Annotated in this window: 16 protein-coding genes, 1 tRNA gene and 3 pseudogenes; 12 read left to right on the forward strand and 8 right to left on the reverse strand. The window is 55.5% G+C overall.

Going from position 1 to position 16,040, the window contains the following annotated elements:
- Positions 1-5: 5 nt before the first annotated feature.
- The 3 genes from CAter10_RS03000 to mscL all read right to left on the reverse strand — a co-directional run bounded on the left by CAter10_RS03000 (position 6) and on the right by mscL (position 1,939).
- Complete coding sequence (locus CAter10_RS03000) at positions 6-722, reverse strand: anti-sigma factor (RefSeq protein WP_061532228.1); 717 nt, start codon at positions 720-722, stop codon at positions 6-8.
- A complete protein-coding gene (locus CAter10_RS03005) occupies positions 722-1,306 on the reverse strand; it encodes an RNA polymerase sigma factor (RefSeq protein WP_061532229.1) in 585 nt (194 codons plus the stop codon). The genes CAter10_RS03000 and CAter10_RS03005 overlap by 1 nt, the downstream gene beginning before the upstream one ends.
- Positions 1,307-1,528: 222 nt before the next feature.
- Positions 1,529-1,939, reverse strand: coding sequence for a large conductance mechanosensitive channel protein MscL (gene mscL, locus CAter10_RS03010; RefSeq protein ID WP_061532230.1), 411 nt, complete (start codon positions 1,937-1,939; stop codon positions 1,529-1,531).
- Between the two features lie 294 nt (positions 1,940-2,233).
- Between mscL and petA the strand changes: the two genes are divergently transcribed.
- From petA to CAter10_RS03040, 6 genes and pseudogenes are all read left to right on the forward strand, one after another.
- A complete protein-coding gene (gene petA, locus CAter10_RS03015) occupies positions 2,234-2,854 on the forward strand; it encodes a ubiquinol-cytochrome c reductase iron-sulfur subunit (RefSeq protein WP_061532231.1) in 621 nt (206 codons plus the stop codon).
- Positions 2,854-4,260, forward strand: coding sequence for a cytochrome b (locus tag CAter10_RS03020; RefSeq protein ID WP_061532232.1), 1,407 nt, complete (start codon positions 2,854-2,856; stop codon positions 4,258-4,260). The genes petA and CAter10_RS03020 overlap by 1 nt, the downstream gene beginning before the upstream one ends.
- 16 nt (positions 4,261-4,276) lie before the next feature.
- The gene (locus CAter10_RS03025; RefSeq protein WP_061532233.1) at positions 4,277-5,041 is read left to right on the forward strand and encodes a cytochrome c1; all 765 of its coding nucleotides are present in this window, start codon (positions 4,277-4,279) and stop codon (positions 5,039-5,041) included.
- Between the two features lie 84 nt (positions 5,042-5,125).
- Positions 5,126-5,736, forward strand: a pseudogene (locus CAter10_RS03030) (glutathione S-transferase N-terminal domain-containing protein).
- An 86-nt stretch (positions 5,737-5,822) separates the two neighbouring features.
- Positions 5,823-6,332, forward strand: a complete 510-nt coding sequence (locus CAter10_RS03035) for a ClpXP protease specificity-enhancing factor (protein ID WP_061532234.1) — start codon at positions 5,823-5,825, stop codon at positions 6,330-6,332.
- Between the two features lie 25 nt (positions 6,333-6,357).
- Positions 6,358-6,433: transfer RNA gene (locus CAter10_RS03040), tRNA-Thr, on the forward strand.
- 539 nt (positions 6,434-6,972) lie between these two features.
- Here the strand turns inward: CAter10_RS03040 and CAter10_RS23910 are convergent.
- Genes CAter10_RS23910 through CAter10_RS23055 form a run of 3 tightly spaced genes read right to left on the reverse strand, consistent with a single transcriptional unit; the run spans position 6,973 to position 8,185 of the window.
- The gene (locus CAter10_RS23910) at positions 6,973-7,575 is read right to left on the reverse strand and encodes an ABC transporter substrate-binding protein (protein WP_205630283.1); all 603 of its coding nucleotides are present in this window, start codon (positions 7,573-7,575) and stop codon (positions 6,973-6,975) included.
- Positions 7,542-8,045: an ABC transporter substrate-binding protein gene (locus CAter10_RS23915; RefSeq protein WP_061532236.1), complete on the reverse strand. Its 504-nt coding sequence runs from the start codon at positions 8,043-8,045 to the stop codon at positions 7,542-7,544. Before CAter10_RS23915 ends, CAter10_RS23910 begins: the two co-directional genes overlap by 34 nt.
- Entirely contained in the window at positions 8,042-8,185 is a 144-nt protein-coding gene (locus CAter10_RS23055) for a hypothetical protein (RefSeq protein WP_205630284.1), read from the reverse strand. Before CAter10_RS23055 ends, CAter10_RS23915 begins: the two co-directional genes overlap by 4 nt.
- A 660-nt stretch (positions 8,186-8,845) precedes the next feature.
- On the opposite strand from CAter10_RS23055, the pseudogene CAter10_RS03060 reads away from it, so the two are divergent.
- The 6 genes and pseudogenes from CAter10_RS03060 to CAter10_RS03080 all read left to right on the forward strand — a co-directional run bounded on the left by CAter10_RS03060 (position 8,846) and on the right by CAter10_RS03080 (position 14,040).
- Positions 8,846-10,110 (forward strand): annotated as a pseudogene (locus CAter10_RS03060) (dicarboxylate/amino acid:cation symporter).
- Between the two features lie 356 nt (positions 10,111-10,466).
- Complete coding sequence (locus tag CAter10_RS03065; protein ID WP_061532238.1) at positions 10,467-10,898, forward strand: GNAT family N-acetyltransferase; 432 nt, start codon at positions 10,467-10,469, stop codon at positions 10,896-10,898.
- 92 nt (positions 10,899-10,990) lie between these two features.
- Positions 10,991-11,632 carry an FMN-binding negative transcriptional regulator gene (locus tag CAter10_RS03070; RefSeq protein WP_061532239.1) on the forward strand — a complete coding sequence of 214 codons (642 nt, stop codon included), beginning with the start codon at positions 10,991-10,993 and terminating at the stop codon, positions 11,630-11,632.
- 450 nt (positions 11,633-12,082) lie between these two features.
- Positions 12,083-12,472, forward strand: a pseudogene (locus tag CAter10_RS24460) (carbohydrate porin); the annotation flags it as partial.
- 134 nt (positions 12,473-12,606) lie between these two features.
- Positions 12,607-13,119 carry a carbohydrate porin gene (locus CAter10_RS23925; RefSeq protein ID WP_250637115.1) on the forward strand — a complete coding sequence of 171 codons (513 nt, stop codon included), beginning with the start codon at positions 12,607-12,609 and terminating at the stop codon, positions 13,117-13,119.
- A 117-nt stretch (positions 13,120-13,236) separates the two neighbouring features.
- On the forward strand, positions 13,237-14,040 hold the full coding sequence (locus tag CAter10_RS03080) for a MetQ/NlpA family ABC transporter substrate-binding protein (protein ID WP_061532240.1): 804 nt from the start codon (positions 13,237-13,239) through the stop codon (positions 14,038-14,040).
- Positions 14,041-14,127: 87 nt separating this feature from the next.
- Here CAter10_RS03080 and trpC read toward each other — a convergent pair whose 3' ends face one another.
- On the reverse strand, positions 14,128-14,931 hold the full coding sequence (trpC, locus tag CAter10_RS03085; RefSeq protein ID WP_061532241.1) for an indole-3-glycerol phosphate synthase TrpC: 804 nt from the start codon (positions 14,929-14,931) through the stop codon (positions 14,128-14,130).
- A gap of 30 nt (positions 14,932-14,961) precedes the next feature.
- Positions 14,962-15,996, reverse strand: a complete 1,035-nt coding sequence (trpD, locus tag CAter10_RS03090) for an anthranilate phosphoribosyltransferase (RefSeq protein WP_061532242.1) — start codon at positions 15,994-15,996, stop codon at positions 14,962-14,964.
- Positions 15,997-16,040: the final 44 nt, after the last annotated feature.

The raw sequence follows: 16,040 nt of genomic DNA on the forward strand, positions 1-16,040 counted from the left end.
AACGGCTAGATTTGTACCCAGGCACCCTTGAAGACGACCGGTCCGGTCGGGCCGTCAGCCTTCGGCGATCCACCCTTCGGCTCCAACGTGACTGCCAACAACGGGACAGTCTGCGGCGTGGTACCGGCAGGCAGCGCCAGCGTCGCGCTGCCGTTTGCCGCCAGCAGGCCAAGCGAACGCGGATGGCCTTCTTTTGGTACCGCCCACAATTCCAAACTCTTGTCGGCGGCAATTGCCTGCGGCGCGACGACCTTGACTACCAGATGGCCGCCTTGGACGTCGCCGGTGACGACGGCAATCGGCTGTGCCTGTTCGTTGCTCAGCATGGCGACATAGGAAGTGACCGGCGCGACCGGCTCCAGCTGCTTGGTCAGCAATAACGAGGTCAGGATCAGGGCGGCAGTGGTTGACACCAGCCCCAGCCCGCGCCAGAAACTCAGGTCTTCGCGCAGCTCCAGCCAGAATGACTGCTTGCGTTGCGGCTTGGTTTTCAGGCCAAGCCGGGTTTCAATTGCCGGCCATACCGAGGCCGACGGTTCTGCGGCAGGCGCCAGTTCAGCCATTGGCTGTAGACGATCCTGCCACTCGGCGACAGCTTTGCGCAACACTGCCTGCTGCCGCAGTAGGCTTTCAAAGCGCCGGCGCGCTCCGCCACGCAACGTGCCCAGCACGTATTCGGCTGCCAGTTTATCGACCAGGGCCGTATTCAGATGAATATCCATCAAATACTCCCGAGCTTGCCGAGGCAGGTTTTCAGACGCTCCAGCCCGCGTCGAATCCAGGTCTTGACCGTGCCGATCGGCAATTTCATTTGTTCCGCTACCTCGCTGTGCGACAGGTCATGATAGAAGGACAGCGCAATGGCTTGACGATGCAATCCCTCCAGGCGCCCCAGGCAATTCGCCAGTGCCTTTGCATCATCGGTAAGTTGCAGCGCATCCAACGGTGTCGGATCGGCGCTTTCCATTGCATTCATGACGTCCTTGTCAAATGTGTCTGCATCGATTTCAACGTCGTGATCGACACGCCGCAAATAATCGAATGCCTTGTTGCGCACGATGGTTGTCATCCAGGTCATCGGCGCCGCCAGGCTGCTTTGGTAGCTACTGGCGTTGTTCCAGATGCTGACGAAACTTTCCTGCAAGACTTCTTCGGCCCACTCGCGCTTAACTAGTATACGCAGGGCAAAGCCAAACAGTTTCGGCGACGTTGCGTCGTAGAGCGAGCGAAAAGCAGGGGCGTCCTTGCGCACGACTGCGGCAAGCCAGATTTTCAGCTGCTCCGGTTGCAGGTCTTTAGATGGCAATTCCGTTTCCTTTACGCACACTGACCGAGTTGCTGGCGGTTAGTCGCTCAATATTTTTGTTGTTGGGGAGCCAAGTTGACTACTTCGCAGATTACCGCATGGGAACTTGCCGCGCAACTTACGAAAGCTGCCAGAAACGGATCTGCCCGCGCTGCCTTGCGTCAAACAAAAAAAGCCCGCTGCGGCGCAACGGGCTCTTTGGCTGCCGGAGGGCAGTAAATGCTATTTTTTCAGCGAATCACGGATTTCGCGCAATAGTACGGTGTTTTCCGGATCGGCTGGCGGCGCTGGCGGAACCGCACCGCGCAATTTGTTGATGACGCGTACCATCTGGAAAATCACGAATGCCAGAATGACAAAATTCAATGCGATGGTAATGAAGTTGCCGTATGCCAGTACGGCGCCGGCTTTCTTCGCTTCAGCCAGGGTCAGTTGGGTGCCTTGGCCGTTTAGCGGGAAGTAATGATTGGCAAAATCCAGCCCACCGAAAATCTTGCCGATGACCGGCATGATAATGTCCTGCACCAGGGAATCAACGATTTTGCCGAACGCGCCGCCGATAATGACGCCAACCGCCAGATCCATCACGTTGCCTTTGAGTGCAAAGGTCTTGAATTCTTCCATCATGCTCATGTTGCGAGTTCTCCATATCAATGTTGATCAGTGTGACGATACTTGGATCGCGGCAAGATTGAAAGGGTAAATTTGTCAAATTTAGTCATAAAAAAGCCTGTTGCAGGCATGTGACAGCGATGAGATAGATGTTTCTATGAGGAATTATGCGTAATTTGCAGTAAAGTTCCCCGAAGTTGGCTTATTTTATATATCGGTATATGTATTTCCTTTAAAACAGTCTTCAGCTTCGATATAATCTAGGGTTGCTAGAAGTTCCGTCCAGGTTTCGTTTTTTGACTGATTGGGGTTGGTATGAGTAACGAAAAGCAGGTCGATTCCGGTCGACGTGGTTTGCTCGTCGCAACATGTGCGGCGGGAGGCGTGGCTGGATTGGCCACGGCGGGGGCTTTTGTCTCCACCTTCCAGCCGTCGGAACGTGCAAAAGCCGCGGGGGCCCCAGTAGAAGTAGACATTTCCGGCATCAAACCCGGAGAGATGCAAGTTTTCGAATGGCGTGGCAAGCCTGTATGGATCATGAAACGTACCCCGGAGCAACTGAAAGGCCTGGAGCATACGGCTTCTGAAGTTGCCGATCCGGAATCGCTCAAACCTTACACCATGGACTTGCCGGATTACTGCAAGAACAAGTCAAACAACCGTGGCCACGCCGGCCATGAAGAAACCTTGGTGGTCGTCGGGATCTGCCCGCATCTAGGCTGCTCCCCGTCGCAAAAGTTCACTCCTGGCGCCCAACCCTCGTTGCCGGACGACTGGCAAGGTGGCTTTTTGTGCCCATGCCACGGTTCCACTTTCGACCTGGCCGGCCGCGTCTTCAAGAACAAGCCAGCGCCAAACAATCTTGACGTGCCGCGCTACATGTATCTGTCGGACAGCAAGATCCTGATCGGTAAAGACGAGAAAGGCGAGGCTTAATCATGGCATTCCACGAAAAGCAACTGCCGGCCGATGCGCCCATCGCCGACAAGGCGTTGAACTGGGTCGATGCGCGCTTCCCGCTGACTTCCACCTGGAAGGCGCATCTGTCTGAATACTACGCGCCAAAGAATTTCAATTTCTGGTATGCCTTCGGCTCTCTGGCGCTGCTGGTCCTGGTGATCCAGATCGTCACCGGTATCTTCCTGGTCATGCATTACAAACCGGACGCCGCCCTGGCATTCGCTTCGGTCGAGTACATCATGCGTGATGTGCCGTGGGGCTGGCTGGTGCGCTACATGCACTCGACCGGTGCTTCGGCTTTCTTCATCGTGGTTTACCTGCACATGGTGCGCGGCCTGCTGTACGGCTCGTACCGCAAACCACGCGAGCTGGTGTGGCTGTTCGGCGTCGGCATTTTCCTGTGCCTGATGGGCGAAGCGTTCATGGGCTATCTGCTGCCTTGGGGCCAGATGTCGTATTGGGGCGCCCAGGTGATCGTCAACCTGTTTGGTGCGATTCCTTTCATCGGCCCTGACCTGTCGTTGTGGATCCGTGGCGACTACGTGGTGTCGGACGCCACCTTGAACCGCTTCTTCTCGTTCCACGTGATCGCGATTCCGCTGGTCCTGATCGGCCTGGTTGTGGCGCACATCGTCGCCCTGCACGAAGTCGGCTCGAACAACCCGGACGGCATCGAAATCAAGGACAAGCTGGACGAAAAGGGCGTACCGCTGGACGGCGTGCCTTTCCATCCTTTCTACTCAGTGCATGACGTGATGGCAGTTGCCGTGTTCCTGATCGTGTTCAGTGCCGTGGTGTTCTTTGGCCCTGAAATGGGCGGTTACTTCCTCGAGTACAACAACTTCATCCCGGCCGATTCGCTGAAGACGCCGCCGCATATCGCCCCAGTCTGGTATTTCACGCCTTACTATTCGATCCTGCGCGCGATTACTTCGGACTTCATCATTTATCTGCAAGCTGGTGTGGCAGCGTTCGTGGCATTGCTGTGGTTCAAATCGAAACTCAGCAGCGTCATCAAGATCGCCGCCACCGTCATCGGCGCAGCGATTATCGCGGCGATGTTCATATTCGACGCCAAATTCTTCGGCGTGGTGTTGATGGGCGTTTCGGTCATGATCCTGGCAGGCTTGCCTTGGCTGGATCATTCCAAGGTCAAATCGATCCGCTATCGTCCGAGCTGGCACAAGTACATCTACATCCTGTTCGGCATCACGTTTGTGACCCTCGGCTACCTCGGTGTTCAACCACCGTCGGTAATCGGCAGCTATGTCTCGCAAGTCTGCACGTTCATTTACTTCGGCTTCTTCCTGTTGATGCCGTGGTGGAGTGCCGCTGGCACATTCAAGCCAGTGCCGGACCGTGTTGTTTATCACCCGCACTAAGCCAGAGGATAAGAACATGACATTGCTGAAAAGATTGATTGCGACTCTTGTGCTGCTGCCGGCCCTGGCTTTTGCCGAAGAGGGCGGCTACCCGCTGGATCGTGCTCCGGAGCAGGGGAATAACCTGTCCGCGCTGCAGAATGGCGCCAAGTTGTTCGTCAACTATTGCCTGAACTGCCACTCTGCATCGTCGATGCGTTACAACCGTCTGCGCGATATCGGCCTGACCGAAGAACAGATCAAGAACAATCTGTTGTTCACCACTGACAAAGTCGGTGGCTTGATGACGATCGCAATGGCGCCAAAAGACGGAAAAGAATGGTTCGGCGCGACACCGCCGGATCTGTCGGTGATCGCCCGCGCCAAGGCTTCCGGCGCCGGTAGCGGTCCGGACTGGCTGTACACCTATCTGCGTACTTTCTACAAAGATGACAGCCGTCCAACCGGCTGGAACAACATGGTCTTCCCTAACGTCGGCATGCCGCACGTTTTGTGGGAACTTGAAGGTATTCGTACTGCCAAATACGAAGACGTGAAAGATCCGCACGAAGAGGGCAAGACCGAACACAAGTTTGTGGGTTTCGAGCAAGTTAAGCCCGGCAAGATGAACAAGGTCGAATACGACGTTGCTGTCGCCGACCTGGTTTCCTATCTTGAATGGATGGGCGAACCTGCTCAGAATACCCGCAAGCGCCTTGGCGTCTGGGTGTTGCTGTACCTCGGCATGTTCTTCGTTCTGGCATGGCGTTTGAACGCGTCATACTGGAAAGACGTCAAGTAGCATTTCATACCCGCGATTTTGCGGGTATGCGTTTTGGGGTGAGCCGTATGGGTCTCACCCTTTTGTTTCTAAGGAACTATAAAAATGATGGTTCTCTATTCGGGTACAACCTGCCCATTTTCACAACGCTGCCGTCTCGTTCTGTTCGAGAAAGGCATGGACTTCGAAATTCGCGATGTCGACCTGTTCAACAAGCCGGAAGATATTTCGACGATGAATCCGTACGGCCAAGTGCCGATCCTGGTCGAGCGCGACCTGATTCTGTACGAGTCCAACATCATCAATGAATACATCGATGAGCGCTTCCCGCATCCGCAACTGATGCCGGCTGATCCGCTGATGCGCGCACGTGCACGCCTGATGCTGTTCAACTTTGAGAAAGAGCTGTTCATCCACGTGCACACGCTGGAGAACGAAAAGCCAAAGGCGCGGAAAAGAGCCACGAGAAGGCGCGTTCGGAAATTCGCGATCGCCTGACCACGCTGGCGCCATTGTTCTTGAAGAACAAGTACATGCTGGGTGATGAGTTCTCGATGCTGGATGTCGCCATCGCACCTTTGCTGTGGCGTCTGGATCACTACGGTATCGAGCTGTCGAAGACAGCTGCGCCGCTGATGAAGTATGCTGAACGCATTTTCTCGCGTCCGGCTTATATCGAAGCGCTGACACCATCCGAAAAGGTCATGCGTCGTTAATTACCGATGCAGACAACTGGCGCGTATCGCTTTCCGGGTGCGCGCCAGTCCTTGCTTAATCATTTGTAAAAGTACAGTTTCCGCTCATGTCCGAGATTTCTACCAAACCCTATTTGTTGCGCGCCATCTATGAATGGTGCACCGACAATGGTTACACACCGTACCTTGCGGCCAGGGTAGATGCACACACGCGGGTGCCGATGCAGTTCGTCAAGAACGGCGAAATCGTATTGAACATCAGTTTCGAGGCCACCAGCGGTTTGAAAATGGACAACGAGTTTGTCAATTTCAGCGCACGCTTCGGTGGTGTATCGCGTGATATTTCGGTGCCTGTGAATAATGTCATCGCCATTTATGCACGTGAAAATGGTCAGGGAATGGCGTTCGAAGCAACAGCGCCATCCGAATCGGATACCGACGCTGTCGTCGAACAAGAGGTCAATATTGAGCCGCCAGCACCAGCAACACCGATTTTGACCTCGGTTCCATCACCGGCCGGCGACGTAAAACCGGGCTCATCCGCCACGGATCCAGAAAAAGATCCGGAACCACCGAAAAAAGGTGGTGGAAGACCTACCCTAACTCGAATTAAATAGGTATAATTCTCGACTTCGCAGTTTAGCTGGCTTAGCTCATCTGGTAGAGCACCTGACTTGTAATCAGGGGGTGGCGGGTTCAAGTCCTGCAGCCAGCACCAATATCTAAAAGGCCCACCGTCCGGTGGGCCTTTTTCTTTTGCGCGCGACTTTCCCATTTGGCAATCTGTGTCGTCACAGTGGATTAGCCTCTTGCAGGCTGCTTGACCAGTCGTGCTTTATAGCATCTCCCATATCAATTTCGGACCCCTTTGGTCGACCATACTGAACAGGCAGGCACATTGGCATGTGCGCCGGAAAATCTGTCGCGCGACTATCTTAGAATCAGAAATAAAATAAGGATGATAACAACTGTACCCAGGCCGATATACATGTGAATCTCCTGTTGTTGATGGCTTAGAGTGCATATCTGACCATGGAAACAGGAACGGGTCGGTACGTTAGAGAACATAGCGAGCGAGTTGACCGTTGGCGAAAATCGTCTGTCGCGTACTTTGAATGGTCTGGAGGCGTGCCATTACGTCATGAACAGAAATGCCACAGTAGCGTGGGCATTTTTCATTATCACTCCTGATTTTGGTAGAACGCTGCGACTATCCTCAGCCTGCCATCCTGAGTGCTGGCAGGCAGTCCCAGCCCGCTAGTTTTTCTTGGTGCGCGCAATCGATCCGCTGCTCGCATCTTCCCTATATGCATACGCCACCTTGCCGTTGCGGATTTCGCCCATGACGATCATGTTGAGGGCAATCGCTTCATGGTCGGTCGGCGAGAACGGTTTGAAGTAACGCGAGACAATGGTCGACGTGGTGTGTACCTGCAGGTTTTCCAGGGCATCCTTGATCTTCGGCCCCTCCACCGAATTGGCTTGGAAGATCGCCAGCGTAATCAGGCGCAACGCATCATAGGTTTGGGCCGCGGCCACGGCGGATGGAATGTGATTGGTCTTGTTGACGTTGCGATAGGTCAGAGAGAATTGATTGCTAACCGAACTCAATTCATTTTCGATGAACGTCACCGAACTGCGCACACCTTCCGCGCCCTGGCCGGCCTTGTCGATGAAGGTTTGTTGCGACATGCCCCATGGGCCGACTATCGGCAGTTTCAGTTTCAGTTTTTCTGCACTTTTGACCACCATCGCGCCTTCAGGAGCAAGGCAATACATCACGATCGCCTGGGCGCCGTTGTCTTTGGCGTGTTGCAACTGCGCCGTCATGTCCTGGTCGCCGACCTTGAAGCTTTCCACCAGCACCGGCTTGATTTGCGGCGCTCCAGCTCGGTCAGCATGCTTTGCTTGCCGAACATGCCGTAGGGGCTGTCGTCATGCAGTACGGCGATTTTGTCGATTTTACGGCGGTCGATTACGTCGTTGAGAATCACGATCGGTTGCAACGCGTCGCTGGCGGACGTGCGGAATACGTAGCTGACCGGATAGGCAGGCGGCAAGAATGACTTGGTGATGGTGGCGCCGGTGGCGCCTGTCACGATCAATGGGATTTTGGCGTCCTGAAAGATTTTCGCCGCCGGCAGTGCCACGCCGGTATTGCCAAAGCCGACCACCGCAACCACGTGTTCTTTTTCGATCATCTCTTTTGCCATGGCAACCCCGACCTCGGGTTTGGCGAGGTCGTCGCGTTCGACCAATTCGATCTTGCGCCCAAGGACACCGCCTACCTGGTTGATGTCGGCCAGGAATACCCGGGCCCCGCCGATCATGCTTTGCCCATATCGGACGACGGCCCAGTGATGGGGCCGATCACGCCGATCTTGATGGGGGGCAGTTCGGCCAATGCGCTTGCGCTAAACCCTAGTGCTGAAAGACAAAAAATGAAGCCCAACATACTGCGTTTTTGCATCGTTATCTCCTTGGGGGTAATTTTTATAATTTCTTTCGGGAAATATACAGCAGGCCGATGCGAATGCGTGATTTTCAGGTGCGGAAATTGGAAATTGAGCAAATGACCGCAACAGCTGGATGGATTGCCGTCCGACGGTTGTTGGAGACTGGGGCCCAGATTGACTGGGTATTCCGACGCTCGCTGTCCATGAATTAACGGCAGTAGAGAGGACTGTCGCGTGGTTGCCAATCCGCAGCCTTTTTTGTTGATCGCGGCAGGTCTTCTCATGTACCATGCTGATCCGCTTGAGATTTGGCGCGGGTTTGCAGCCGACCGCTGTTTTCCAAGCCCGCGGGAATGAGATTTTATTATTTTGTCCGGCCCGCCATTTGTCGACTTTGCAAGTTTTCTTGACGCAGCCGGATAGTGACGCATTAACAATGAGTCCGTTGTTTATTCTCAAGATGGGCCGGCAACGGCACACTTCCATTTGCAAAAGCCACTACATGTTTCCACTCAGGGCATGTCGGCACAATGAAACAGCACAGAACAGCAAAATAAATAACCAGCACGCCAGAACAGAGCGGCAAGGATAAAACAACCTCGTGCGGTTCCCTTCGGGAAATCGCACCTGAGAATATTTTTGAATCGATTTTTTGTATATCGGTAGGGACACAAATGAAGAAGATTAAAGGTACGACTTGGATTCTGGTCGGCATGCTGTTGGGAATAGTGGTCGGCTATGTGTGCCACAACATGGCGCCGGACGAAGCCGCAGCAAAGGAAATCGCCGGTTACTTCTCGATCATCACCGACGTGTTCCTGCGGCTCATCAAGATGATCATCGCACCGCTGGTGTTCGGCACGCTGGTATCGGGTATCGCCGGTATGAAGGACAGCAATTCGGTCGGCCGCATCGGCTTCCGGGCGCTGGCCTGGTTTATCATCGCTTCGCTGCTGTCGCTGGCGCTGGGCATGTTGTTCGTCAACGTGCTTCAGGTTGGCCATTCGCTCAATCTGCCTTTGCCGGCTGTTGGCGCCGATACCAAACTGAACACTAGCGGCTTCAACCTGAAAGACTTCGTCTCGCACGTGTTCCCGAGCAGCTTCGTCGATGCGCTGGCAAAAAATGAAATCCTGCAGATCCTGGTGTTTTCGCTGTTCTTCGGCTTCGGCCTGGCGTCGATCAAAGGCGAAGCCGCGAAGACGCTGACTACCGCAATCGACGGCCTGGTGCACGTCATGTTGAAGGTCACCGATTACGTAATGCGCTTCGCGCCGATCGGCGTATTTGCCGCAATCGCAGCGGTCATTACCGTGCAAGGCTTCGGCGTGCTGACCACCTATGCAAATTCCTCGGCGGTTTCTACGCAGGCCTGGCCGCGCTCTGGTTGCTGTTGATCGGCATCGGCTATCTGTTCCTGCAAGGCTCGATCTTCACCATGCTGCGCTTGCTCAAGGAGCCGATCATGCTGGCATTCTCGACCGCCAGCAGCGAAGCCGCCTATCCGAAGACCATGGAGCAGTTGGAAAAATTCGGCGTCAACAACAAGATCACCGGCTTCGTGCTGCCGCTCGGCTACTCATTCAATCTCGACGGCTCGATGATGTATCAAGCCTTCGCCGCGTTGTTCGTGGCGCAGGCTTACAACATTGAAATGTCGTTCGCCCAGCAGCTCACCATGTTGCTAGTCCTGATGATCAGTAGCAAAGGCATGGCCGGCGTGCCGCGCGGTTCACTGGTGGTGGTCGCCGCCATCCTGCCGATGTTCCACTTGCCAGAAGCCGGCATCCTGCTCATCATCGGTATCGATCAGTTCCTCGACATGGGCCGCACCGCCACCAATGTGATCGGTAACGGCATCGCGACATCCGTGATCGCGAAATGGGAAGGAGAGCTGGATCCAGAAGCTGGCGCGCTGGCTCTCAAAAACGAGGCGTAATACCGGCACAATCGGTCTCTGGCGCCCGACGCCGGAGACCGACCATCGTTCAACATATTGAGCAGCATTCTCGCTGCTCATTCATCACTGTTTGGCCCGGTTGTCGTAACGGCGACACACTTAGTCCAGCGATCTGCAATTCGCAATTCTTTCGTGTTTTTTTCAACGCGTATCTAAAGCAATCTCCCAAACCTTCCGGAAATCAATGGAGCCAAGCGTTGGGATGCTGATTTTCCTGATGTTCCATTGCGCAGAGAACAGGAGCATGACCTCGTGATGTGAGGCAATATTTTTCATTCGCGGGTATGCTAATCGACTGGCATCAATTCTTCAGTTGTTAACGATAAGGACCACGAATGGAGACGTTGCGTATCACCACAGAGTCGGCCGACCTGGACATTCCCCTGATTCACCGGTTTTTGTCGCAGGAGTCGGCATGGGCGCGCGGTATTCCGCTGTCGACAGTCGAGGAGGCGATCCGCAATTCATTGAATTTCGGATTGCTGCTGGATGGCGCGCAAGTTGGTTATGCGCGCGTCATTACCGATTATGCGACGTTCGCCTATCTGGTTGATGTGTTTGTGCTTGAGGAACATCGGGGCAACGGCTACAGCGCGACTCTGATGGCTGCCGTGATGGAGCATCCCCGTTTGCAAGGTTTGCGGCGCTTCATGCTGGCGACAAGTACGGCGCATGGTTTGTACGCCAAGTTCGGTTTTACTGCGCCGCTCAAGCCGCAATCGCTGATGGAGCGTTTTGCGCCAAATGTATACGCCGCCACTTTTTAGCTTGGGCGGTATATTCTATGAGCGGTTCCAGTTTGTACTGTGTACGCAGCTGATTTATTCCGATCCACTCCTTCAAAGCAGCATTGACCGTCATGTATATTCCCAAGCAATTCGATGAACCGCGCCTGGAAGTTTTGCACGACTTGATTCGCGCGCGCCCCTTGTCCACACTTGTCACACTTGCATCAAGCGGACTCAACGCCAATCACATCCCGTTGTTGCTGTCTCCGGAACTTGGGTCATTTGGCACGCTGCACGGGCACGTGGCGCGTGCCAATCCACTGTGGAGCGACTATCAGAAAGATGTCGAAGTGCTGGCGATATTCCAGGGACCGGATGCCTACATCACACCATCCTGGTATGCGACCAAGGCGGAAACCGGCAAGGTTGTGCCGACCTGGAATTATGCAGTCGCGCATGCCTACGGGACGTTGCGCATCATCGACGATACAACATGGTTGCGGGCGCACCTGACGGCGCTGACTGCGCACAACGAAGCGGCGTTTCCGGCGCCATGGCAAGTATCCGATGCGCCGCATGACTACACCGAGAAATTGATGGGCGCCATCGTCGGTATCGAGATTGTCATCACCCGGTTGTCCGGCAAGTGGAAAGTCAGCCAGAACCAGCCGCCCCAGAATCAGGCGGGAGTCATCGACGGCTTGCGCGCGCGTGGCGGCGATGAGTTTCGGGCAATGGCGGCGTTGGTCGAGGCGGGCAAGACATCGGGTTGATGCGTTGTTGCAACAGCCGGGGTAAGTTACGCCCGGCCTGTTGTACTATCGAAGCTTTGCCGTCATGTCCCGTTACGCGGCTCCTTCCCGTATTCAAATTCCATGCCGCACATACATTTAGTTACGTCGTGCCGAGTCTTAGATCACGGCGCCGGTTTTAGATCGACTTCCGCCGGTCGTCTCATTTTTGGCGCCCTGCTGACGGCTGCTATGACGTTTCCGTTGTTCTCGCATGCAGATGAAGTCGAGGAAGAGAGCTGGGGTATCAAGGGCCAGGCAACCTATATCTGGCAAAAGAAGCCTTCTTTCGACGCTGCATACTCTGGGCCGAACAGTCTGGGTATCCAAGCCGAAAAGGGCTATTCGTTTTCCGGTACGCTGTTTTTCGGTGCGCGCTTGTGGCACGGCGCCGAGTTTTACTTCGATCCTGAAGTCGTGCAAGCCGTGCCGATGTCCAATCTCACCGGGCTGGGCGGCATGGTCAATTCAGAGCAGCAAAAATCCAGCGGGCCCAATCCGACGTTTTATCGCGCCAGGCTTTTTCTGCGCCAAACCTGGGGGCTTGGAGGGGAGCGGGAAGCGGTTGAGTCGGCACAAAATCAGTTGGCAGGAATGGTCGACAAGCGACGCCTGGTTCTAACCGTGGGCAACGTGAGCATTCTCGATATCTTCGACAACAACGCCTACGCCCACGACGGCCGCACACAGTTCATGAACTGGGCGCTGTCGACCTATGGCGCCTACGATTATGCCGGCGATACGCGCGGTTATACCTGGGGTGCGGCGGCTGAATATTATTACGATGACTGGGTCTTGCGCGCCGGCCGTTTCATGGTGCCGCTTGAGTCGAACGGCCAGCGTCTGGACACCCGCATTACCAAGTTCCACGCCGACCAGATCGAACTTGAACATGATCACACGATCAGCGGCCAGCCGGGAAAATCCGAGTGCTGGCATTCCGCAACAAGGAATTCATGGGGAGTTTCTCGGATGCCCTTGCGTATGCTGCCGCCCAAGGCGGTACGCCCGATGTGGCGCAGGTGCGCAAGGCCAGCGTCAAGCAAGGCTACGGCATCAATCTCGAGCAAAGCTTGAGCAGCGATCTCGGCTTCTTTACCCGCGCCAGCTGGAACGACGGCAAAACCGAAACGTTCTCCTTTACTGAAATCGAACGTTCGGTGAGTACCGGCCTGGCGCTCAAGGGCAGCAGCTGGCATCGCGACAACGATACGGTCGGCGTCTCCTTCATCCAGAATGGCTTGAGCAAGGCGCATCAGGATTACCTGGCGGCCGGCGGACTTGGCGTGTTCATCGGCGATGGCCGCTTGAACTACCAGCCGGAACGGATACTGGAGGCGTATTACAACTTCAGTTTGCGCAAGGGCATATCGCTGACAGCAGACCTGCAGCGTATTTGCAATCCCGCCTACAACGCCGATCGCGGGCCGGTGCTGATCGGTTCGCTGCGGCTGCATGCAGAATTCTAGCTTGCCGATCGGCAGGGCCGCACCGCATATCGACATGCAAATTTCTTCGTTAGCGCTTGCCGAGGGATGTGTGAATATCGCGATTTATCGCTTTCAGCACATCATCACGGAGAAAAAATGCGTCGCCTCATCCTCAAGACATTACCCATTCTGTTATTGGCGACCGCTGTTGCCGGCGCTCATGGGCAGGATAAAACCAAGATCAAGGTCGGCGTCTCGGTAGGTAACGCCGAGCAGACCTTCGCGGTAGTCAAGAAAGTGGCGGCGCGCGACGGCCTCGACATCCAGATCATCACCTTCAGCGATTACCTGCAGCCGAATGAAGCTTTGGCCGCCGGCGACCTGGACGCCAACGCGTTCCAGCACAAACCTTTCCTCGACAGCCAGATCAAGGCGCGCGGCTACAAGATCGTGCCGGTCGGGTTGACGCTGACGGCGCCGCTGGGTATCTATTCGAAGAAATATAAAAACGTCGATCAGTTACCGATAGGCGCCAGCATCGGCATCCAGAACGATCCGTCGAACGGCAATCGGGCCTTGCTGTTGTTGCAGAAAGCCGGCTTGATCAAGCTGAAACCTGGTGTCGGTGAAAACGGTGTCAATGCAACGCCGCTGGATGTGATCGAGAATCCGAAGAAACTCAAGCTGATCGAACTGGACGCCGCACAACTGCCGCGTTCGCTGGACGATCTGGCGGCGGCATCGATCAACAACGATTACGCATTCAAGGCGGGTTTGTCATTGCAACGCGATACGATTGCGGTGGAAGATGCCCGAGGGCCTTATGCCAATCTGATTGCCACGCGGGCGGAAGACAAGGATAAGCCGTGGGTGAAGAAACTGGTCAAGGCGTATCAGTCGGAAGAGGTGCGGAAATTCATCGAGACCGAATTCAAAGGCTCGCTGATTCCAGCCTTTTAATTGATTCTAGCTCAATTGATTCTAGCTCTTTAGTCATTCGCTGGCCCATCAGGGTTGATGGGCCAGCAGCTGAGAAACTTGTCGTTTTCAGTTATCGAACAGGCGACCAAGTTCGACACCCGGCTGCGCAGCGCGCATGAATGCTTCGCCAACCAGGAAGGCATTGACGTTGGCATCGCGCATGCGTTTGACGTCGTCCCGCGTATGAATGCCCGATTCGGTCACCACCAACTTGTCTGGCGAAATATTCGGCAACAGATCCAACGTGGTTTGCAGCGACGTTTCAAAAGTGCGCAGATTGCGGTTGTTGATGCCGAGCAGCTTGGTCTTCAGCTTCAACGCAGCGTTCAGTTCTTCGGCATTATGCACTTCCACCAACACGCTCATGCCGAGCTCATGGGCGACAGCTTCCATTTCCGCCATCAAACCGTGATCCAGCGCGGCGACGATCAGCAGGATCGCATCGGCGCCCCATGAACGTGCCTGGTACACCTGATACGGATCGATCATGAAATCCTTACGCAGCGCCGGCAGCGTGCAGGCGGCACGCGCCTGCTGCAGATATTCTGGCGCGCCCTGGAAAAATTGAACGTCGGTAAGCACTGACAAGCAGGCAGCGCCATGTGCAGCGTAATCGATGGCAATCTCGGCAGGACGGAAGTCGGCGCGGATCACGCCTTTGGAAGGTGACGCCTTTTTGACTTCGGCGATAACGCCAGCGTGGCCCGCCGCGACCTTGGCGCGCAGCGCGGCTTCGTAACCGCGCAAACCGGCGCGTGCTTCGGCATCGGATTCCACTTCGCGACGCAGGCTGGCAAAGTCCTGGTGTTTCTTCGCCGCAGCCACTTCGTCGGCTTTGACGTCGAGGATTTTATTCAAGATATCGGACATGGGTATTTCCTTTGCGACAGATGAAGACGATCAGCCAGCGCCGATGGTTTGCGTGACCTGCACGAACTGATCGAGCTTGGCTCGTGCCGCGCCCGAGGCGATGGCTGCCCGCGCTTTGTCCAGTCCATCGGCGATCGAGCTGGCAACGCCAGCGGCATACAAGGCAGTACCGGCATTGATGGCGACGATGTCGCGCGCCGGTCCCGGCCGATCTTCCAAGGCTTCCAGCACTTTTTGCTTGGATTCGGTTGAGTTGGATACTTTCAGGTTACGGCTGGCGATCATCTGCAAGCCGAAATCTTCCGGATGAATTTCATACTCACGGATTTCGCCGTTGACCAACTCGCCCACCATGGTGCCGGCGCCGAGCGAAACTTCATCCATATTGTCGCGCCCCCACACCACAATAGCGTGTTGCGCACCGAGCCGCTGCAATACCCGCACCTGGATACCGACCAGGTCGGCGTGGAATACGCCCATCAGGATATTCGGCGCACCGGCCGGATTGGTCAACGGTCCCAGGATGTTGAAAATCGTGCGCACGCCCAGTTCCTTGCGCACCGGCGCCGCATGTTTCATCGCCGCGTGATGATTCGGCGCAAACATGAAGCCGATGCCGGTTTGCTCGATCGATTGCGCGACTTGCGCTGGCGTCAGGTTGATATTGGCGCCAAACGATTCCAATACATCTGCGCTGCCGGACGAGGAAGACACGCTGCGGCCGCCATGCTTGGCGACACGGGCGCCTGCTGCGGCGGCGACGAACATCGAGGCCGTCGAAATATTGAAGGTCTGTGCACCATCGCCGCCGGTGCCGACGATATCCACCAGATTGGCGGTGTCGCGGCACGGAACCGGGGTGGCAAATTCGCGCATGACTTGCGCGGCTGCGGCGATTTCGCCGATGGTTTCTTTCTTTACGCGCAGGCCCATGGTCAGCGCGGCGATCATCAGCGGCGACATTTCGCCACGCATGATGCGACGGAACAGCGACAACATTTCGTCGTGGAAGATTTCGCGGTGCTCAATGCAACGCAACAGGGCTTCTTGTTCGGAGATTGGCATGATTTCCTTGCTACGAATGAGGAGGGCGGCGCGCCGTGTCGGGC

It is taken from the genome of Collimonas arenae, assembly GCF_001584165.1.
Lineage (GTDB): Bacteria > Pseudomonadota > Gammaproteobacteria > Burkholderiales > Burkholderiaceae_D > Collimonas > Collimonas arenae.